General features: G+C 62.6%; 15 protein-coding genes and 1 pseudogene. 13 read left to right on the forward strand and 3 right to left on the reverse strand.

All coding sequences use genetic code 11. The features are described from left to right. Nucleotides 1–5 precede the first annotated feature (5 nt). From AB4O16_RS29105 to AB4O16_RS29160, 12 genes and pseudogenes are all read left to right on the forward strand, one after another. Complete coding sequence (locus AB4O16_RS29105) at nucleotides 6–527, forward strand: DUF3304 domain-containing protein (RefSeq protein ID WP_160387925.1); 522 nt, start codon at nucleotides 6–8, stop codon at nucleotides 525–527. Beyond that, entirely contained in the window at nucleotides 515–1,588 is a 1,074-nt protein-coding gene (locus AB4O16_RS29110; protein WP_460156487.1) for a DUF2235 domain-containing protein, read from the forward strand. The genes AB4O16_RS29105 and AB4O16_RS29110 overlap by 13 nt, the downstream gene beginning before the upstream one ends. After that, nucleotides 1,525–2,814, forward strand: a complete 1,290-nt coding sequence (locus AB4O16_RS29115) for a T6SS phospholipase effector Tle1-like catalytic domain-containing protein (RefSeq protein WP_460156488.1) — start codon at nucleotides 1,525–1,527, stop codon at nucleotides 2,812–2,814. The genes AB4O16_RS29110 and AB4O16_RS29115 overlap by 64 nt, the downstream gene beginning before the upstream one ends. 37 nt (nucleotides 2,815–2,851) lie before the next feature. Beyond that, nucleotides 2,852–3,375 (forward strand): annotated as a pseudogene (locus AB4O16_RS29120) (DUF3304 domain-containing protein). A 102-nt stretch (nucleotides 3,376–3,477) separates the two neighbouring features. Next, nucleotides 3,478–4,608 (forward strand): hypothetical protein, encoded by a 1,131-nt coding sequence (locus AB4O16_RS29125; RefSeq protein ID WP_160387904.1) that lies wholly within the window; start codon nucleotides 3,478–3,480, stop codon nucleotides 4,606–4,608. Then, nucleotides 4,592–7,960, forward strand: coding sequence for an ImcF-related family protein (locus tag AB4O16_RS29130; protein WP_460156489.1), 3,369 nt, complete (start codon nucleotides 4,592–4,594; stop codon nucleotides 7,958–7,960). Before AB4O16_RS29125 ends, AB4O16_RS29130 begins: the two co-directional genes overlap by 17 nt. Further along, nucleotides 7,957–9,564 carry a type VI secretion system protein TssA gene (tssA, locus tag AB4O16_RS29135; protein WP_460156490.1) on the forward strand — a complete coding sequence of 536 codons (1,608 nt, stop codon included), beginning with the start codon at nucleotides 7,957–7,959 and terminating at the stop codon, nucleotides 9,562–9,564. The genes AB4O16_RS29130 and tssA overlap by 4 nt, the downstream gene beginning before the upstream one ends. A gap of 27 nt (nucleotides 9,565–9,591) precedes the next feature. Further along, nucleotides 9,592–11,355: a type VI secretion system baseplate subunit TssF gene (tssF, locus tag AB4O16_RS29140; RefSeq protein WP_460156491.1), complete on the forward strand. Its 1,764-nt coding sequence runs from the start codon at nucleotides 9,592–9,594 to the stop codon at nucleotides 11,353–11,355. Beyond that, nucleotides 11,319–12,416, forward strand: a complete 1,098-nt coding sequence (gene tssG, locus AB4O16_RS29145; protein WP_460156492.1) for a type VI secretion system baseplate subunit TssG — start codon at nucleotides 11,319–11,321, stop codon at nucleotides 12,414–12,416. Before tssF ends, tssG begins: the two co-directional genes overlap by 37 nt. Further along, a complete protein-coding gene (tssJ, locus tag AB4O16_RS29150; RefSeq protein ID WP_160387900.1) occupies nucleotides 12,397–12,933 on the forward strand; it encodes a type VI secretion system lipoprotein TssJ in 537 nt (178 codons plus the stop codon). The genes tssG and tssJ overlap by 20 nt, the downstream gene beginning before the upstream one ends. A gap of 2 nt (nucleotides 12,934–12,935) precedes the next feature. Beyond that, nucleotides 12,936–13,376 (forward strand): type VI secretion system baseplate subunit TssE, encoded by a 441-nt coding sequence (gene tssE, locus AB4O16_RS29155; RefSeq protein ID WP_223593814.1) that lies wholly within the window; start codon nucleotides 12,936–12,938, stop codon nucleotides 13,374–13,376. Between the two features lie 37 nt (nucleotides 13,377–13,413). Further along, nucleotides 13,414–14,559, forward strand: a complete 1,146-nt coding sequence (locus tag AB4O16_RS29160) for an OmpA family protein (protein ID WP_460156493.1) — start codon at nucleotides 13,414–13,416, stop codon at nucleotides 14,557–14,559. A 60-nt stretch (nucleotides 14,560–14,619) separates the two neighbouring features. Here AB4O16_RS29160 and speF read toward each other — a convergent pair whose 3' ends face one another. Then, nucleotides 14,620–16,803 carry an ornithine decarboxylase SpeF gene (speF, locus tag AB4O16_RS29165; RefSeq protein WP_460156494.1) on the reverse strand — a complete coding sequence of 728 codons (2,184 nt, stop codon included), beginning with the start codon at nucleotides 16,801–16,803 and terminating at the stop codon, nucleotides 14,620–14,622. Between the two features lie 127 nt (nucleotides 16,804–16,930). Continuing rightward, nucleotides 16,931–17,824, reverse strand: a complete 894-nt coding sequence (locus AB4O16_RS29170) for a serine hydrolase domain-containing protein (protein ID WP_460156495.1) — start codon at nucleotides 17,822–17,824, stop codon at nucleotides 16,931–16,933. A gap of 304 nt (nucleotides 17,825–18,128) precedes the next feature. Between AB4O16_RS29170 and AB4O16_RS29175 the strand changes: the two genes are divergently transcribed. Further along, entirely contained in the window at nucleotides 18,129–18,911 is a 783-nt protein-coding gene (locus tag AB4O16_RS29175; RefSeq protein WP_460156496.1) for a DeoR/GlpR family DNA-binding transcription regulator, read from the forward strand. Nucleotides 18,912–19,083: 172 nt separating this feature from the next. On the opposite strand, the gene AB4O16_RS29180 is transcribed toward AB4O16_RS29175, so the two are convergent. Next, on the reverse strand, nucleotides 19,084–20,367 hold the full coding sequence (locus tag AB4O16_RS29180; protein WP_160387894.1) for an NAD(P)/FAD-dependent oxidoreductase: 1,284 nt from the start codon (nucleotides 20,365–20,367) through the stop codon (nucleotides 19,084–19,086). Between the last annotated feature and the right edge of the window lie 123 nt (nucleotides 20,368–20,490).

A 20,490-nucleotide genomic window follows, 5' to 3' on the forward strand; every position in this document is an offset into this window, starting at 1 on the left:
AGTCTATGCCTAAATCATCAGTCGCTAGTCATTGGGGGACAACCTTCTGCGTTCTGATCGGTGCTTTGTTTGCTCAAAGCACCCAGGCCAGCACGCTCGAAGCCATCAATCACACCCATTGGGCTATCAACCAGTTCAGCGTTAATGGCCGCTCGGGCCTGGACATTATCGGTCCCTACCAAGGGGGAGGGGGAGGGTGCTGTTACATCGCGCCTTCGCGCTGGAAGCCGGGGATGACCGTGCGGGTCGAGTGGGAAACCGGTGTGGCTTATCCCGATGGATTCCCCGGTTTCGCGGATGAGGTCAAGTACGAAGCATGGGCAAAATCAATCAGATCTCAAAAACGCCAACACACCCAAGTAGTTCCCATCCCCGACTACACCGGCCAGAAAGTCTGCGGCCTCACCGTGCACTTCCTGCCCTGCGACGAACTGCAGGTCACCACCTCCTGCTACGCCTACGGCAGCCCTGAATATCCGATCAAGACCCCGTTGCAATTGCCGGAGCCCTCGTCATGTCCGAAGTAAAACACGCCCCCGTCTGGTACCCGCCGCAGTTCCCGTTGCAGGGTCGTTTGCCCACCCGGGCCGCGCAGGTTCATCAGAATCAGCATCGCCAGAACAGTCAGGAGCATGACTACCACGACGCCTTGAGCATCGCGGCTGGTCGCCGGGTGTTGCCACCCTGCTGCAAGACCGTGCACATCAGCCTGTTCTTCGACGGCACCGGCAACAACCTCAACAATGACCTGTACCTGTCCAACCCCAAACATCCGACCAACGTCGCTCGCCTGTTCCGCGCCAGCATTGGCGACGGCCATGCCGGCGGCACCACCCACGGTTCCAGTACCGCCCGCGGCCTGACCGACGCACCAGGCACCGGCAATGGCCAGTTTTTCAAGTACTACATGCCCGGCGTCGGCACGCCCTTTACCGAAGTCGGTGATCTGGACTACTACTGGATGGGCCTGGCGCTCGCCAGCTATGGCGAGGAACGCATCAACTGGGCGCTAATGATGATCCTCGACGCCCTGCGCCGTACGCTGGGTCAGCCGCGGCTGGACAACACCAGTTTGCTGGCGGCGGTCCGGGCCATGGGCAGCCTGCCGGGGCTGGAGTGGGCGACCGGTTCCGGCAACCGCCTTCGTGAGTTTTACAAACAGTTCTCCGCCCTGACCCGGCCGTTGCGCATCGCCCTGCAGCAGCACCAGCCCGGGCAGGTCAAGCTGCTGGGGCTCAAGCTTTATGTGTACGGATTTTCCCGCGGTGCCGCGGCGGCGCGAGCGTTTGTCAGTGCGCTGAACCAACTGTTGGCCCGGGCTACCCAGAGCCTGAGACTGCTCGACCTGCACTTGCCGGTGAGCGTGGAATACCTCGGGCTGCTCGACACCGTGGCTTCGGTGGGTATCGCCGACATCATCCCGGGGGCGAACGGCCATATGAGCTGGGCCGATGGTAATCAGCAGCTGCCCGCTGATCTGGTCAAGCGCTGTTTGCACCTGGTGGCCAGCCATGAGCAGCGGCTGTGTTTTCCATTGGAGTCGATTCGCCGTACGCAGGGGGGTACCCGGCGAACAGTGTCGAGGTGATCTACCCAGGGGTGCATTCGGATCAGGGTGGGGGGTATCCGCCTGGGGATCAGGGGAAGGCGATTGGAAGAGATGACCGTCTGCTGCTGTCCCAGATTGCCTTGCATGATCTGTATGCCGACGCCTTTGCCCATGGCGCCCCGCTGAAAGTACCCAAAGCGGCCTTGTCGGCTTCAATGAGCCGTGAATATTGGCGAGTGATGGATCTGGAGGCAGAGGCCGAATTCGCTATTACGCCAACTCTAGTCAACCGCTTCAACGCCTGGCGACAAGTGACTCTGGGCCTCGAGCCCGCACTGCCCCCGCTTACCCTCCAACAAATCGAACACTACGAACCACTCCTCGCCAGCGACAGCCTGGAGCAGGCCCTGCAAACCCAGTTGGGCTGGATCACCGCCTGGCGCATCGACCGCTATGGCTTCGCCAGCCTGATCGACACCGACTTCTACCGCGAGGCCAGCGACAAAGAAGCCGACCCGCAAGTGCGCAAGGACGCCGAGTACAAGCGCGACGCCAAGCAGAAAGAAGTCGAAGACCGGCGCAAGCTACAACACAACCGCGAACGCCGGGAGGACGTAGCAAAAACGCTGTTTGAACCCGGGGTCAAGGACTTCGATGCCGACATGGCGCAAACCCAGTTGCGCGAAGCCGCCGGGGAGTTCGCCGCAGCCTACCGGAGCCCCGGATCGCTGCGTACCATCGCCCTGCGCGTGGCCCTGCTGAGGCTGGGTCAGCAACCCTATCGGGCCTATGAAGTTATTCTTGCCGAGCATCGGCGCATGAAAGCTGCGGGGCGAGCCTTGGTCAGCCGGTTGTTCCCGGCCCCCAGCGACTGGGGCAACCACCGCGACGAACATACCCGCGGGCATGTGGCTGAACACCTCAACGCCGCGCAGCCCGAGGGCCTGCTACGCGCCCTGTTCGACGATCAGGTCCACGACTCCCGGGCCTGGTTTCTCTATTCGATTGGACGTGAGCCCCGGGGCCACTATTTCCAGGAACGCATGGTGTTCTTCGGTGACCTCGGCCGTCGGGATCTGGCGCTATATGGAGAAGAGGGTGCCGTTCAACTGGCGGGGGGCAAGACCGTCCCCGCGTCCGAGTCTGTTCGTTCAACACCACCGGTGATGGACGCCGAGCGCCTCGCTGAAGTTCATCGTGCCATCGACGCGATCTGGGATGCCTATGACGCCAATGGTGGGGAGGTGAACGATGCGCTGGTCTGAATTGATTCGTCGCTGCCCCGCACTAGCACTCGGCTCAATGCTCACGGGGCGCCCGCTGCTCGGCGCCCTGTGCGGACTCGCCGTAATGGTGCTGACAGAAAACGTCCATGCCAGCACCCTCGAAGGCATCAACCACACCCATTGGGCTATCAATCATTTCAGCGTCAATGGCCGTTCTGGCCTGGACATCATCGGTCCCTACCAAGGCGGAGGGGGGGGTGTTGTTACATCGCACCTTCGCGCTGGCAGCCGGGGATGGCCGTGCGGGTCGAGTGGGAAACTGGAGCGAGTGGGGTGAGTGACCTCGCAGATGAATTTCCTGGGTTTGCCAATGAAGCCAAATACGACGAATGGCTTGAGAAAGTGGAGTCGCAGAAGCGTCGCCACAGCAAAGAAGTAGCCATCCCCGACTACACCGGCCAGAAAGTCTGCGGCCTCACCGTGCACTTCCTTCCTTGCGACGAGCTGCAGGTCACCACCTCCTGCTACGCCTACGGCAGCCCCGAATACCCGATCAAGACCCCGCTGCAATTGCCGGAGCCTCAGTCATGCCCAAAATAATCTGCGCCAAATGGCCGGAGGCAAGCCAATGAACGCTGTGATTGATCGGTGCATTGATAGCTGCACCCAAGTCAGTTCCATACCCCCTAGCCAGGTGCTCAAATGAAGCCAGCTCCGAAATTCCGCCCCTATCCGGAGCCGCGCGAAGCCCGTTATTCGCGCTGGTTTGCCGTTGGTGCTGCAGTGCTTTTACTAACATGGCTTGCATGGACGAACACTGTCGCCCTGCCGATGAACCTACCCAGGTTTTTACAGTTTATTTTTTTTGGAGCTCTGTCGGCACTATGGCTACTGGCATTTCTAGTACGCATACTTGTCTACTGCCTCGATTGGCATAGCGCGCGATACTATGAAAAAAACGCGAATCAGGTACAGCAAGGCTGGTGGGAACACCATCGCCAGAAGGTAGCGCTGATCGACACGGTATTGGTGGGGCCAGCCTGTACCAATCCGCTCCAAAGACAAGCCCTGTTCAGTGCGGACCACCGTCCCCCCACGCCTCAAAGTACGCCAGGCGGAGCAACGCTCAAACTGCTTCAGGTCTTCGGCGATGATCTCGTCGAGCGCGAGCGTCAACTGGCGAAGCTGCTGGTTCTACAGTGGCGGGCACAGCGGCCTGACCCTTGCGGGTTACAACCACTGTCATGCTACTGGCAAGGCTCCCAGTCCACCTGGCGAGCCTTCGCCGAGCAGATGGCTAAGTCCTTTCCCCAGATTGAATTGCCCGAGAAGCCCGAGCCTTGGGAGGGCATCTTCAGTCTCGATTCGATCATCGACCGACTGCATGGCGCCCCCACGGATGCGCGGATTCTCTGTGCCGGCTGTCAATCCTGGCCGCCCGGACAAGGCAGTCATTTGCCGGCAGGAGAGGCCGCGCTGCTGTGGCTGCTCGGTCCCCAAGGTGGAGTCGGTTTCACTCGCGGCGAATGGTTCGATGCGGACACCGAACAGCTCCCGACGGTGGCAGAGCGCGCGCTGCAACAGAGCAAATTGACCTCACCTCCGTCTGTTTGTGTCTCGTTCTCCCAGGCCGATGCACCCCTTGACTGGAACACCGGGCAGCACCTGCTAGACGCCAACTTTGGTGCCTTGGGCAGTCTGGAAGGCATGGTCGTTCAAACCCTGGCTGCCACCTGCTGCGAATTGCAGCGAGTGCCCTGTGCCTGGGTGGCAAGCGATCCTAATTACACATTTGTGCTTGGAGTTATGGAACCCGATGACTCAACAATCTGAATCCCTGAAAGTCTCTGCCTGGCGTACGACCTTATTGCTGGCTGTGTTCCTGGCGGTGCTGATCGCTGCAGGGATTGCGGTTTGGTGGTTATGGATGGAGCCGGGGCCTGTCACTCGTGCCTGGATGCTGGATGTATTGCTCAAGGCCGCATTGTTATGGGCGTTATTGTTCATCATGGCGCTGTTGACCTGGCAGACGATGCTGAACGGTATGCGCCAGCTGATAATCGGGCCATGGCTGCCGGCTTCGCAGCCCGTGAAAAACGATTCCGGTAAAGACAAACCGGCCATGGATGAGGCGTTACGCGAAAGTCATGGTCGTTTCTGGCGCCACAAGATCCGCTTGCTGCTCATCGTTGGAGAGCCCGAGCAGATCAAGGCCATCGCCCCCGGCCTGACCGAGGACCATTGGCTGGAAGACGAGGACACCGTACTGATCTGGGGCGGCAGTGTGCAGAAGGAACTGGACGAGTCGGTGCTTGAGCGCTGTTGCCGCCTGACCCGCTGGCGTGCCCTCGACGGGGTGGTCTGGGCGCTGGATAGCGCTCAGTGCGCCGACAGTAAAGTCATGGGCAGCGGCGCGCGGCACCTGCAAGCGTTGGCGCGTACGCTGGGTTGGTCGTTGCCGCTGCACCTTTGGCAGGTCTGCGCCAGTCACTGGGTGCAGGACAAGCGTCCGAGCCAGGCGGTGGGTTGCGCGCTACCGTCACGCCTCACCGCAGCAGACCTCGAAACGTCGCTGTACGGTCTGCTCGGCCCCATGCGCCAAGAGGGTTGGGCGCAGATGAACAAGGCCATGGCGCATGACTTCCTGGTGCGTCTGGCGCGGGACCTGGAGGTTGAAGGTGTGGTTCGTTGGCGCCAGACATTGACGCCTTGGTTCGGCGGTTCCCGTCAAAGCGTGCCGTTGCGCGGGTTGTGGTTCAGCTTGCCATTGAGCGAAGAAACGATTGAAGAAGACGATCACTTCTGGTCCATGGACCCGGCGTGGCACGGCGTGCTCGGCGAGCCAAAACAACCAAGCCGTCGCCTCGGCTGGAGCGCCCCGCGCATCGCCTACGGTTTGGTTTTGACCTTGGCCCTGGTCTGGAGCGCCGGCCTGCTGCTGTCGTTCATCAGCAACCGCGTGCAGATTCACCATTTGCAAACCTCGCTGACCGCACTTCAACAAGCCACCCCCGGCGACGCGCAACTGAACGCTCTCAACGAACTGACCCGCGAACTCGGCCGCCTGGATTACCGCGCCAGCCACGGCTCACCATGGCATCAGCGTTTCGGCCTGAACCAGAACGACGCGCTGTTGGCTATGCTGTGGCCGCGTTACGTCGAGGCCAATCAGCGCCTGTTGCGTGACCCGGCAGCGGCCACCCTCAAGGCCCGCCTCAACGCCCTGGTCAAGCTGCCACCGGACAGCCCCGAACGCGCCAAGCGCGCCCCGGCTGCCTACGCGCAGCTCAAGGCCTACCTGATGCTGGCGCGCCCGGAAAAAACCGATCCGGCCTTTCTCACCCAAGCCCTGGTGGGCGCCGAGCCGCAAAATGCCGGATTCTCGCCAGGCCTCTGGCACGCACTGGCCCCAACCCTGTGGCAGTTCTACGCCGAACAACTGGCCACCCACCCGGACTGGCGCATCGACGCCGATCCCAAGCTGGTCGCCCAGGTGCGGCAGGTGCTGATCAGCCAGCTGGGCCAGCGCAACGGCGAAGCCAGCCTGTACCAAACCGTGCTCGACAACGCGGCCAACCACGCCCCGGCGCTGAGCCTGGCGCAGATGGTCGGCGATACCGAGGCATCGGCGCTGTTTGCCACTTCAGCCGAGGTCCCCGGCGTGTTCACCCGCCAGGCCTGGGAAGGCCAGGTGCACCCGGCCATCGACGCCATCGCCGAGGCGCGCCGCGAGGAGATCGACTGGGTGCTCAGCGACAACCCGGCGCGCCTCGCCGCCGACTTGAGCCCGGAGCAGCTCAAGCAGCGCCTGACCGAACGCTACTTCCTGGACTACGCCCACGCCTGGCTGGACTTCCTCAACCAACTGCGCTGGCAACCGGTCGACAGCCTCGGCGAGGTGATCGACCAGTTGGCGCTGATGAGCGATGTGCGCCAGTCGCCGCTGATCGCGCTGATGAACACCCTGGCCTATCAGGGCCAGGCCGGCACCCGTCGTCAGGCGCTGGCCGACTCGCTGATGCAGTCGGCGCAGCAGTTGCTCGGCAAGGAGCCAGTGCCGGTGATCGATCAGGGCATGCCCGGCAGCGGCAGCCCACTGGACGCCACCTTTGGCCCGCTGTTGACCTTGCTGGGCAAAGACGTCGACAACCAGAACGACAGCGAACGACTTAGCCTGCAAGCCTTCCTCAACCGCGTCACCCGGGTGCGCCTGAAGCTGCAGCAAGTGAGCAACGCACCAAACCCCCAGGCGATGACCCAGGCCCTGGCGCAATCAGTTTTCCAAGGCCACAGCGTCGACCTCACCGACACCCAGGCCTACGGCAGCCTGCTCGCCGCCAGCCTCGGCGCCGAATGGGACGGCATCGGCCAGGCGCTGTTCGTGCAACCGCTGGAGCAGGCCTGGCAGCGAGTCCTGCAACCCTCGGTGGCCGGCCTCAACAGCCAGTGGCAGCGGGCGATCGTACGCGACTGGCAGGGCGCGTTTGCCGGGCGCTACCCCTTTGCCGCCACCGGCAGTGACGCCTCGCTGCCGATGCTCGGGCAGATGATCCGCGCCGACGCCGGGCGCATCGACCAGTTCCTCCAGCAGCAATTGGGCGGTGTGCTGCGCAAGGAAGGCAGCCGCTGGGTGGCCGACGCGCGGCACAGCCAGGGCCTGCACTTCAACCCGAAGTTCCTCGCGGCGATCAACCAGCTCAGCCACCTCGCCGACGTGCTCTACACCGACGGCGGCATGGGCCTGAGCTTCGAGCTGCGCGGCAAGCCGGTGCGCGACGTGGTGCAGACCACCTTCATCCTCAACGGCGAAAAACATGAGTATTTCAACCAGAAGGAACGCTGGCAGCGCTTCAGCTGGCCGGGCTTCAGCCAGCATCCGGGCACGCGTTTGCTGTGGATCAGCGTGCTGGCCAACGAACGCCTTTACGGCGATTACGAAGGCACCTGGGGCCTGATCCGCCTGCTCGAACAAGCAAAAATCACCGCCCTGAACGACACCGACAGCCAGTACCGCGTGCAGCTTCGCGCCCCTGACGGCCTCGACCTGACATGGTACCTGCGCACTGAACTGGGCGCAGGGCCGCTGGCGTTGCTCAAGTTGCGCGGCTTTGAATTGCCGGCGCAGATTTTTCTTGGTGAAGGCACTCAAGCACAGCCCTATGCGCAAAATGGAAGCTACCCATGAGCCTGCTCAAACTGATCACCCGTTGCCTCGGCGAACGTGACCCGCTGGCCCTTGCCCGTACCCAGGCCGACTGTTGGCAATCCTGGTTGCAGCCCATCAGTGCGCAGTCGCCGGTCGGTGAAGACCCGGGTTACGACGATGACTTCCAGCGCATGCGCGAAGAGGTCAACAAGCTCTCCGGCGCGAACGTCGACGAGGTCATTCAACTGGCGGAGAAATTGCTCGGCCAGCGCAGCAAGGATTTGCGCATCGCCACGTATTACCTGTGGGCACGCCTGCAGAAGGACGGTGAGACAGGGTTGGCCGACGGCATCAGCCTGCTGGCTGCGTTAGTCGAACGGTACGCCGGCGATGTGCTTCCCGTGAGGGCCAACAGCCGCAAGATGGCCCTGGAGTGGTTGACCAGTGCAAAGGTGCTGGATTGTCTGTCGCTTTACCCTGAAGTGGTCAAGGCCGAGGCGGAGCGCACGGTGGCGGCGCTGGCCTGGCTGGAACATGGGTTGCAAGCCTGGCCGGAGGATCAGCGGCCGCAGCTGGATGCGTTGCATGGGGCGTTGTCGGCGCGCCTGGCGCAGTCTGGTGGGGTCGATGCGGTGGTGCCGCAACACAGCGCCAGCCACGATTCCGTCAGCCAGGCCTGCACGCCGGACAGCCAGGCCAGCGCGCCGGACAGTCTGGCCATCAAGTCCGGGCGCGACCTGCTGAGGGGCGGCCGGACGCTGGCCGACTACCTGCGTGACCAGCCCCTGGGCTGGCTGGCGGCGCATCGCCTGATGAAAAGTTTGCGCTGGGATACCTTGCACGAGCCGCCGCTACAGGACGCCAGCGGCACGACGCGACTTTCACCGCCCAGGGGAGAATCCAGGGCGAAACTCAAGCGCTTGTATCAGCAACAGAACTGGAGCGAATTGCTTGTTCAGGTCGAATGGATATTCGCCGAGGGGGTCAATCATTTCTGGCTGGACCTGCAGTGGTACCTGGTCCAGGCCCTGAGCAAACTACCGGCGCCTCACGACGGCTGGGCCGACATCGTCAAGCGCGACCTGGGCATGTTCCTCGAGCGTCTGCCGGGCCTTGAGTTGCTGGGGTGGAACGACGGTACACCGTTCGCCGACGAGACCACCCGTGAATGGATCGCTCAGCATGTCAGCGCCGATCAGTCGCGCCAGCTCCTGCCCGCAGCGGCCCCGGCAGCGATCATGGCCGATGGCGAAATTCTGTCCCTGGAAAGCGAGGCGCTGGCCCAGGCAGACAGCGACGGCGTCGAGCATGCGCTGGCCTGGCTGGCCGCGCGCCCGGACATTCACACCGGCCGCCAGCGCTGGCTGCTGCGCCTGCTGATGGCGCGGGTGGCCGAGCAATGTGGCAAGAACGACCTGGCCCTGCACCTGCTCGGTGAACTGGATGCCACGGCCGAGCGCCAGGCCTTGGCGGACTGGGAGCCGGAATTGAATTTCGAGGTCAAGGCCCGCCTGCTCAAGCTGACCCGCCTGAAAGCGCAGCGCAACGATGCCGACAAGCCGGCCCTGGCCAGGCGCATGGAGACGTTGCTGGCGGCGCTGGTTGCCATCGATCCGGTACGCGCCGCCGTACTGTGCGGTTGAACCCCATTTATCAGGATTATTTACAGCATGGACAATCTGACACTGCGTTATTACGACGCCGAGATGCGCTACCTGCGCGAAGCCGGGCAGGAGTTTGCGCAAGCGTTTCCCGACCGCGCGGCGCAGTTGAACCTGGACAAACCCGGCGCCCGCGATCCCTATGTGGAGCGCCTGTTCGAGGGCTTCGCTTTCTTGATGGGGCGCCTGCGCGAAAAGCTCGACGACGACTTGCCGGAGTTGACCGAAGGCCTGGTCAGCCTGTTGTGGCCCCATTACCTGCGCACCATTCCCTCGCTGTCGATCGTCGAGTTCCAGGTGGAACTGGCACAGATCAGGCGCAGCGAGCTGATCGCCGCCGGCCAGGAGGTGCTCTCGCAACCCATCGGGCCGCAGCGTACCGTATGCCGTTACACCACCACCCAGGACCTGCGGCTGCAACCCATCGAACTGCAATCCTTGCGTCTGGCCCATGAACCCGACGGTCGCTCGCTGCTGCGCCTGCGGTTTGCCTGCGCCACGGCGATCGACTGGAGCCAGATCGACCTCAGCCGCGTGCCGATGTACCTGAACGCCGATGCCCCCCTGGCCAGCGCGCTGCATCAGGCCCTGACCCTGAATGCCGACGCAATGTATGTGCGCTTGCCGGGCGAAGCGCCGCGCGTTGCACTGGCAGGTCATTTCGCGCCTAAAGGCTTTGCCGATGAGGACCGCTTGTGGCCAAAGGGCGACAGCGCGTTCAGCGGCTATCAGCTGCTGCTGGAATATTTCACCTTCCGCGAGAAGTTCATGTTCGTCACTCTCCATGGCCTGGAGCAGGTGAGCATCAATGCGGATATGCCCTGGTTCGAACTGGAGGTGGTCCTGCGCGAGTCGTGGCCGCAGGCATTCAACCTGAGCGCCGAACACCTTCGCCTGCATGCGGTACCGGTGATCAATCTGTTCACCCTGGAAGCCGATCCGATGCCGCTGGATCCCTTGCAAACTGACTACCTGTTGCGTCCCATGCGCCTGCAGGACGGTCACACGGAAATCTACTCGGTGGATCGGGTCACCGCATCGAAGAACACCGAGCGTCTGGACTATGTGCCCTTCAGCAGTTTTCGTCACAAGGGCGGAATGTTGCGCGACGAGGCGCCCGAGCGTTACTTCCATACCCGCCTCAAGCGAGGTGCCAATGGCCTGCACGATACCTGGCTGATTCTCGGGGGCGACGGCTTCGATCAGGATCGCTTGCAGGGCAGCCAGAGCCTGTCCCTGCAACTGACCGGGACCCACGGCCTGCTGCCACGCAAGGCGCTGCAAAGCACCCTGCTTGATGGGCTGGTCAACACCGCCTTGAGCGGCTTGCGCGTGCGCAATCTGAGCGCCCCGACCTTGCCGTGCTATCCGCCGAACCGCGATCGTTTCCACTGGCGAGTACTCAGTCACCTGGGTTCCAACTTCCTGCCGATGCTCGATAACGCCGAAGTGCTGCGCGGCACCCTGGCGCTGTACGACTGGAGCGGTAGCGAGCTGAACCGCCGTCGCCTGGCGGCTATCGTCGAAGTCAGGCACCACCTGGTGCAGCGGTTCGAAAAGGGCTTTCTGCTGCGCGGCGTGGACATCGAAGTGACCCTCGACGCCCATGGTTTTTGCGGCGAGGGCGACATCAGCCTGTTCGGCGAAATGCTCCATCGCTTCTTCGCGCTGTACGCCGACATTCACCTGTTCAACCAGCTCACGCTGATCCTTCAACCTACTGGAAAGTGCCTGCGATGGAACGAGAACCACAGTCAGCGTATTCCCGGCTGAAAGCCGGCGGATTGCTCGAAGCGCTGGAAGGGCGGGTGGCCGAAGCGAGTCTGTACCGGTTCTGCCAGTTGCTGGAGCAAGCCCTGCCAGGCCATCCGCCGCTGGGCAGTACCAGCCAACCGGCGGACGACCCGGTACGCTTTCGCCCGGACCCCGGCATGGGCTTTCCTGCCGGTGAACTGAAGGCCATCGAAATCGACGACCGCCAACCGCTGCGCCCGGCGACCGTGCGCACCCGGCTGTTGGGCTTGTACGGCGTCGACTCGCCATTGCCGACGGCCTTTGTCGACGACATTGCCCAGCGCCGCGACGGGCATGAGGCGCTTGAGGCATTTCTGGATATTTTCAACCACCGGATCTTCACCCAGTTCTATCGGATCTGGCGCAAGTATTCCTACCCGGCCACCTTCGAGTCCGGCGGCAGCGATGCGACTTCCCAGTGCTTGCTGGGCCTGGTGGGACTGGGGATTCCCGGCACGGCCAAGCGGATTGCCACGCCGGTTTCGCGCTTTCTTGCGCTGCTCAGTGTGATGCGTATGCCCACCCGCAATGCCGAAGGCATCACTGCGCTGGTGTCGTTGCTGGCGCCTGAAACCCGGGCGAGGATCACGCCGCACTGGCCGCAGAAAATCCCCCTGGTCCATCCGGCGAGCTTGTCGGCGCGTCGTCCGGTCAGTCTGTCCCAGGGCACGCCGCTTGGGAGCAACGGATTCGACGCCAACAGCCAGCTGCACCTGGCGCTGTTCACCCGGGACCGGGATGAAGCACGGGGCTGGTTGCCCGATGGCCAGTTGTACAACGACCTGCTGGTGTTGCTGCGGGTCTACCTGGGCTGGCGCTGCACCGCCAGGCTGCAGTTATCGCTGCCGGTGCGCAGCTTGCCGCAACCGGTGCTGGGGCGGGCGCCGATCCGCCTGGGCATGACCGGCATGCTGGGTTCGGGCTGTGACACCTGGCAGGGCGGGGAACACGACACCATCACTATCAATCTGGGCCGCTATCAGGGCCTGACGAAAAATACTCGGAACAGGGAAGCACAGCATGTCGCGTACCGTTGGTAATTCATTGATCCTGACGACGCTGGCGGTAGTGCTCGCCGGCTGTGGTGTCACTCAGACTGTCTCGGAAGGCACGGCATCTGCCACCCGTTCGATTTTCTACAAACAGGTGAAAGACCTGCGCCTGGATTTCAGTGCCCGCACGGCCATCAACACTGATGTTGCGGACATGAATGCGATGTCGGTCCCGACGCTGGTGCGGGTCTATCAACTGAGCGACAGCAAGGCACTGCACAGGGCTTCCTACGACAGCCTGCTCGGTGGCGACGAGCAGGCGCTGGCCGGCAATTTGCTCGATACCCGGGCGCTGGTGATCAAGCCTGGCGAGGGCGCGAAACTGGATGTGCCGCTGGACAAGGACGCGCGTTTCGTCACGGTGGTCGCGCTGTTTCGTAACCCCGATGTGCAGATGAATACTTGGCGCCTGACCTTGAACCGCGACGATCTCGACCCGGACCGGGCGCGGGTCATCGAGCTGGGGGACAACCAATTGACCCTGCGTGCATTGGCCCGGGACTGACCATGCCTGACCTCAATCCATCGCTTTACGAAACACTGCTGCAGAACTTCGACGGTGACCTGGACCTGCATCAAGTGAATGAAGAAGACCAGCACACGCTGTCGGTACTGGACAACCTGCAACGTATCCTCAACAGCCGGGCAGGAACCCTCGCGCACTTGCCCGATTATGGTCTTCCCGACATGGGCCAGATCCTGCAGGGCCTGCCGGGCTCGGCGCACGTGCTGATGAGGGCCATGCAAAACACCCTGGTCAAGTACGAGCCGCGCCTGGCGACGGTGCACATCGCGTTGCTCGAGCAGGCTTTGCCGGGCCATCTGGAGTACAGCCTCGATGTCCAGCTCAAAAGCGGCCGGCAGGTGACCTTCGGTACCACCCTGGCAGCGGAGGGCAAAGTCCTGGTGCGCCATCTGAAACGACAGCAATGGCTGTCGAAACCCTGAACCTGTAAAGCAACGGAGGCTGACGGTGCTATTTGAAATGCGTATTCGGCTGGGCGGTGATCCGCGCGGTCATGGTGAGTTTATTGCGCTGCGCGAAGAGCTGGCGAAGTTGGGTCACCCGGCCTGTCCCGATGTGGATTGGGCGAAAGTGGAGCAGTGGTGCCTGGCACTGTTCGAACACAACGGCGCAGACCTGCAGACGGCCGCCGCGTTTGCCTTGGCGCGCAGCCAGCGGCATGGCGTGGAAGGTATGAGCCAAGGCGTGACACTAATCGAAACCCTGTGCGGCCAATGGGCAGCCTGTTGGCCACCCATGGCGTCGGTGCGCCTGGATATCCTGGCCTGGTTGTGTGTGCAGTGGCAGGCGTTGTTGCGCAATCTGGCGCCGGGGGCACAACACTTCCCCGAGCTGCTCCAACTGGACAGCGGGCTGGCGCGTTTGCAGCAGCGCCTGGAGCTGCAGGCGCAACCGCCGGTGGTGGCCTTGCATGCCTTGCGCCAGCAGATCGAGAGCCTGATCCGGCGCATGCAGCGCAGCAGCGTTGTGGTGGGCACACTCTCGCCGCCTGCAAGGGAGCCGGCGCCGCCCGGGTTGATGCCCGTGGTGATATTGCCGCCCAACCCTTTGCCCATGCCTGAAATGCCGCCGGCGAAGCGTTCCGTTGCCCGGTGGCTGTGCGCAGCAGCCGTTGTGACGGGCCTGGTCAGCGGTGCTTGGTGGCTCGGTTCGACCGGCGTTGCCGAGCAACGCCTGGCGCATCTATTGCAACCGCCACCGACTATTGTCGCGCCGGTGCACCTGGACAGTCTGTCGCTGTTCGAGGCCGGCAGCGCCGAGCTCAAGCCGGGTTCGACGAAGATCCTGATCAGCGCCCTGGTCGACATCAAGGCCCGGCCCGGCTGGCTGATTGTCATTGGCGGGCATTCGGATGGTCGTGGCAGTGAGCAGCAGAATTTCCAGCTCTCCCACGCGCGTGCCTCTGCCGTACGGGACTGGATGCAGCGCATGGGCGAGATCTCCGACAGTTGCTTTGCGGTCCAGGGCTTTGCCGCCAGCCAGCCGATCAGCGGCAATGACAGCGAAGCCGGGCGCGCCGCCAACCGACGTGTCGAAATCAGCCTGCTGCCACAGGCGGGTGCCTGCGGCCAGGAGACGCTGGGGGAGCGTCCTGCGCAAGCGTGAGGGGAATGCAAAATCAGGCGCTGTTGCAGACCCGGGTCTGCAACAGCGCCTGCTCATGGATCAAGCCTTGATCACATACCCATAAGCCCGGGTACGACCGCCTTCCTGCTTCAAGTACACCCCTTGCAACTCCGGCGTGAAACCCGGCAAGCGGTTGATGCCTTCCTCCAACGCCAGGAAGTACTTCAGCACCGCGCCACCCCAGACTTCGCCCGGGATTATGCAGAGCACGCCCGGTGGGTAAGGCAGCGCGCCTTCAGCGGCAATGCGCCCATCGGCATCCGCCAGCGCCACCAGTTCGACGTTGCCGCGGATGTACTCGATTTGCGCTTGCTGCGGGTTCATGGCCTTTTTCGGGAAGTGTTCCTTGCGGAACATGTCCTTCTGCAGTTGCTGCACGTTGTGGTGGCGGTACAGGTCGTGCATTTCCTGGCAGAGCTGGCGGATGGTGTAGTTGCGGTAGCGCTCCTGATGTTGCGCATAGATCGCCGGCAGCACCCGGCTCATCGGCGCGTCATCGCTGATGAAGCGTTCGAAGCGGGCGATCTGCGCGGCCAGGTGGGTCATCTTCGCCCAGTCTTCGGCCGGGGTGAGCAGGAACAGGATCGAGTTGAGGTCGCATTTTTCCGGGACGATGCCGTTCTCGCGCAGGAAGTTGGCGAGGATGCCGGCGTGAATACCGAAGTCGGTGTAGCTGCCGTCGACCGGGTCGATGCCCGGGGTGGTGAACAGCAGCTTGCACGGGTCGATGAAGTACTGCTTCTCGGCGTAACCGCCAAAGGCATGCCAGCGATCCTTGGGATGAAACTCGAAGAAGCGGATGTCGTTGGCGATTTCCTCCGTTGGATAGTCTTCCCAGGCACGGCCTTCAATGGTGTACGGCACGAACGGGCGGACCATGGTGCAGGCTTCGAGGATCAGCTTGCGTGCTTCGATGCCGAACTTTACGCAGTCTTCCCACAGGCGCAGGCCGCTGCGGCCCGAGTGAATGCGTGCATTCACGTCCAGCGAGGCGAACAGCGGGTAGAAGGGGCTGGTCGAGGCCTGGGCCATGAAGGCGTTGTTCAGCCGGTGATGGTTGCAGTAGCGGGCCTGGCCCTTGATGTGGCGGTCTTTCTTGTGCACCTGCGAGGCCTGGGAAAAACCGGCCTGCTGTTTGTGCACCGACTGGGTGACGAAGATGCCCGGGTCGTTTTTGTCGAGGTCGAGCAGCAGCGGCGAGCAGTCTTTCATCATCGGGATGAACTGCTCGTAGCCGACCCACGCCGAGTCGAACAGGATGTAGTCGCACAGCTTGCCGATGCGGTCGACCACTTGCCGGGCGTTGTAGACGGTGCCGTCGTAGGTGCCCAGTTGAATGATCGCCAGGCGGAACGGCCGAGCCTCTTGGGCCTTGTCCGGGGCGACTTCGGCAATCAGCTCGCGCAGGTAATCTTCTTCGAAGCAGTGGGCGTCGATGCCGCCGATGAAGCCGTAGGGGTTGCGCGCGGTTTCCAGATAGACCGGCGTGGCACCGGCCTGCAGCAGCGCACCCTGGTGGTTGGATTTGTGGTTGTTGCGGTCGAACAGCACCAGGTCGCCGGGGGTCAGCAGGGCGTTGGTCACCACTTTGTTCGAGGCCGAGGTGCCGTTGAGCACGAAGTAGGTCTTGTCGGCGTTGAATACCTGCGCGGCGTGTTTTTGCGCCAGTAGCGCCGGGCCTTCGTGGATCAGCAGGTCGCCGAGTTTGACGTCGGCGTTGCACATGTCGGCGCGAAACAGTGTCTCGCCGAAGAAATCGAAAAACTGCCGGCCGGCCGGGTGCTTGCGGAAAAACTGGCCGCCCTGGTGTCCGGGGCAGGCAAAGGTCGCGTTGGCCGCCTCGGTGTAGTGCTTGAGCGAGTCGAAGAACGGTGGCAGCAGGCTTTCTTCATAGGCCTTGGCCGCTGTCTCCAGTTGGTTGCCATGGTATTCGACGTTGCTGGGTGACAGGTCGAAGATCCCGTTCACTTGCAGCAGCACGTCATTGAGGTGTTTGTAGACTTCCCGGGGGCGGGTGCTGGTGCCGGGGGAGGCCACGAGGAAAATCGGGATATCGAAACCGGTGCGCTGGATGACATCCAGGGCGCCGGCGAGCACGTCATTGACCGAGACAACCGCTACTGCGACATCGGTGAAGTCGGTCTGGCTGAGCTGGACCACTTCCCGGGCGTTCTTGAAACATTCTGGGGTGCCATCACTGGCAGCGATCTTCAGGGATTTCATGGGTGGCGTCTCCTGGCAGGTATCCATGTGCCCGCGGCTTTGCTTGAGATCGATTGGCGCAGGAACCTTCCCGTTCCGCTAAGCGCAAATCATGTCACCACTGGTTATAGAGCAAATTACGCATCTGTCAGGCTTTTTGCCGCCAGCTTGCACAGATTGACCCCAGGCGCCTTACAACCTCTGTTTCGGCGGCCCCCTCAAAGTCACTTGCAGCAAACACCGCGCAACACGCGGAGTGACTGCCCTGGACGCAGCGGTAAACGGCCAGTGTGCTGCCCGGGCCGCCGCCGGTATGGCCGCTCAAGGTCAGGCCGTTCTCCACCGCGCCCTGCATCAGGCCGAGGCCATAACCGGGGGCCGTCCACGGGCGACCGGCAATCGGGCCGCCCAGTGCACGGGTGGTTTGCATCTCGAGTAAGAGGGCATGTGGCAGGAGATCGCCACCCAGCAGACGGTCCAGGCACAGGGCGGCCTGTGCCAGCGGGCCGACGAGCAAGCCATGATAGACCCAGCCGGGGTCGTAACCGGCGACGTTGCCCGTGATGTTGGCCAGATCGGCGCGGGTTTTCGCAAGGCGTACACGGGACAAACCCAGGGGAGTGAAGATGCGCTGGTTCAAGGCCTCTTCGAGCGTGAGGCCGGTAGTGCGCTCGATGAGACGTGCAACGAACAGGTAGCCGACGTTCGAATAACGCCAGCCGTCCCCCGGTGCGTAGCGCAATCGCGAGGCGTCGAGGCGGCGCAACATGTCTTCGGCCGACCACGGGTTTTCATGGCCGGCAACGGCGGCGTGGTAGTCGGCGAGTTCGCCATAGTCGGCCAGACCAGCCTCATGGCGCAGCAATTGGCGCAGGCTGAACGGGCCTTCGGCCACGCGGTGATCAAGCTCGACCAGGCCATCGCGCACCAGCGTCAACGCAGCCGCCGCGAGCACGGTTTTGGTGAAGCTCCACCAGGGCACCGTAGTATCGGACTGTCCAGGCGTAAGAAGGGAACCATTGGCTACGACGGACACAAGCATGAGCTGACTCAGGTAGAGGCTGGGCGCTCTATCTGCCCAGCATTCCCGGCAGCGGTCAAGCGTGTACCAGGGCGATCGTGAACGAGAACACGATCATGCAGGCAAAGGCAAAATTGATATTCATGAGGTTTCCATCCAAAGCATGAGAGACGGCGCCATCTTGAACAGGTCACGAAAAAATAAAAAATTCGCTGTAATGATTTGAAAGATCGAAAGAAATGATACCCGGCCGGTTCGTTGTCTTTGCTTGCGGTTGCGGATATCCTCGTGAAACGTGCAATTACACGCACAAGCGGGCAAAAACATGCATGACAATCATTCCGCTGCCGAACTTCCGTCAGTGCGCCGGCAAAAAATCCTGTTGATCCTCGAGCGTGACGGCAAGGTCATGGCCTCGGAGTTGAGCCAGCATTTCGCCGTGTCCGAAGACACCATCCGCCGCGATCTGGCGGACCTGGCCAGCGCCGGCCTGGTGCAGCGGGTGCACGGCGGGGCGTTGCCGCGACCCAAGGACACGGGCAAGGACTACTTCACCCGGATCAGCGAGACCGACGAGGTGAAAACCCATCTGGCGCAACTGGCGGCGCGACAGGTGCAGGACGGTCAGATCGTGGTGTTCGATTCCGGCACCACCACCTTGCAGATCGCACGTGCGCTGCTGGCGGACATCGTCATCACCGCGGTTACCGCATCGCCGATGACGGCCATTACCCTGTCTGAATACAAGGGCATCAAGGTGATCCTGGCCGGCGGTCAGCTCAACCCGGCGACGATGTCGGCCAGCGGCCACGAAACCCTGCGGTTGCTGGCGGGGATCAAGGCCGACCTGCTGTTTACCGGGGTTTGTGCGATACACCCACAGGTGGGTCTCAGTTCACTGCATTTTGATGAAGTGCCGGTGAAACAGGCGATGCTCGATTGTGCGTCCCATGTGATTGCGGTCACCACGGCGGACAAACTCGGCGCGGTGGAACCCTTTGTCGTCGCGCCCTGTCAGCGCGTGCACACGCTGATCACCGAGCGGCATGTGGCGTCGGGGAATGTCGAGGATTACCGGGGGCTGGGAATTGAGGTGGTGCAGGTTTGAGAGCTGTATAGAATGTGCCGGCCCCATCGCGGGCAAGCCCGCTCCCACAGTGGGCAATGTGAAGCACAAATTGTGCGAACACCGAAGATCCCTGTGGGAGCGGGCTTGCTCCGGGCGGCGATCCGACGATGGGGCCAGCACAATCAACCTCCATATGTGCTGGCCAACAACCTCAGCGCAACCGCTCAAGCATCTGGTAGTACCACATGCCGGCGGCGAGCATCGGGTTGCCCAGCAGGTCGCCCATGGGCACGCGGATGTGCTGGCAGGCGGCGAAGGTGTCGAACTGCTGTAATTGTCCTGTGATCGCCCGACCCATGATTTCACCCATGATGTGGGTGGTGGCGATGCCGTGGCCGGAGTAGCCCTGGCAATACCAGACGTTGTCCGACAGCTTGCCCAGTTGCGGGATGCGGTTGATCACAATGCCCATCGCGCAGCTCCACTGGTAGTCGATGGCCACGCCCTTGAGCGCCGGGAAGGTCTGCTCGATGCACGGGCGTAGCTCGGCGGCGATGTCCCGTGAATCCTTGCCGCTGTAGTTGGCGCCGCCACCGAACAACAGGCGACCGTCGGCGGTGAGGCGGTAGTAGTCGAGCACGAAGCGACAGTCATAGACCGCCAGGTCTTCGGGGTTGATCTGTTTGGCCAGCTCGCCCAGCGGCGCGGTGGTGACGATGCCGCCCATGGCCGGGAAAATCTTGCCCTTGAGCTTGCCTGGTTCCAGTTTGTGATAGACATCGCCGGCCAGCAGCACCTGGTTGGCGTCGATGTGCCCGTGGGCGGTGCGTACACCCGGCTTGTCGCCGTGGATGATTTCCAGCACTTCGCTGTTTTCGAAGATCAGCGCGCCCAGGCTTTCGGCGGCGCGAGCTTCGCCTATGCACAGGTTGAGCGGGTGCAGGTGCATGTTGCGCGTGTTCTTGATCGCGCCGTGGTACAGGTCGCTTTGCAGCAGGTCGCGCACCTGGCTACGGTCGAGCAGGCTGACTTCATCGCCCATGCCACGGTGCACGGCCTCTTCGTAATCCTTGCGCAAGCCGACCATGTGCGCCGGTTTGTACGCCGCATGCAGGTGGCCGTGCTTGAGGTCGCAGGCGATGGCGTATTTTTCCACGCGTTGCTGGATGATCTGGTGCCCGCGCCAGCGCAGGTTCCAGATGAAATCGTCGACTTCATCGCCGAGGGTCCGGCGCATCTGTTTGCGCATGGCCTCGTCACCCGACAGGCTGCCGGTGACCTGGCCGCCGTTGCGCCCGGTGGCGCCCCAGCCGATCTTGTGGCTTTCGACGATAGCGACCTTCAGGCCTTTTTCCGCCAGTTCGACGGCGGTGGCCACGCCGGTGAAACCGCCGCCGATGATCACCACGTCAACCCGGTGCCGGCCTTGCAGCGTCGGGTAGTCCGTGTCCTGGTTGAGGGTGGCGGTGTAGTAGGAATTGCAACGTTGAGTCATGTCGGTGTCCACGCAAAAGGAGATCAACCAATGCCGGTCAGGCGACCGCGGAACCTGTGGGAGCGAGCTTGCTCGCGATTGCGGTGGATCATTCGATATCAATGTTGAATGACACACCGCAAT

The organism is Pseudomonas sp. S2_H10, assembly GCF_054668285.1.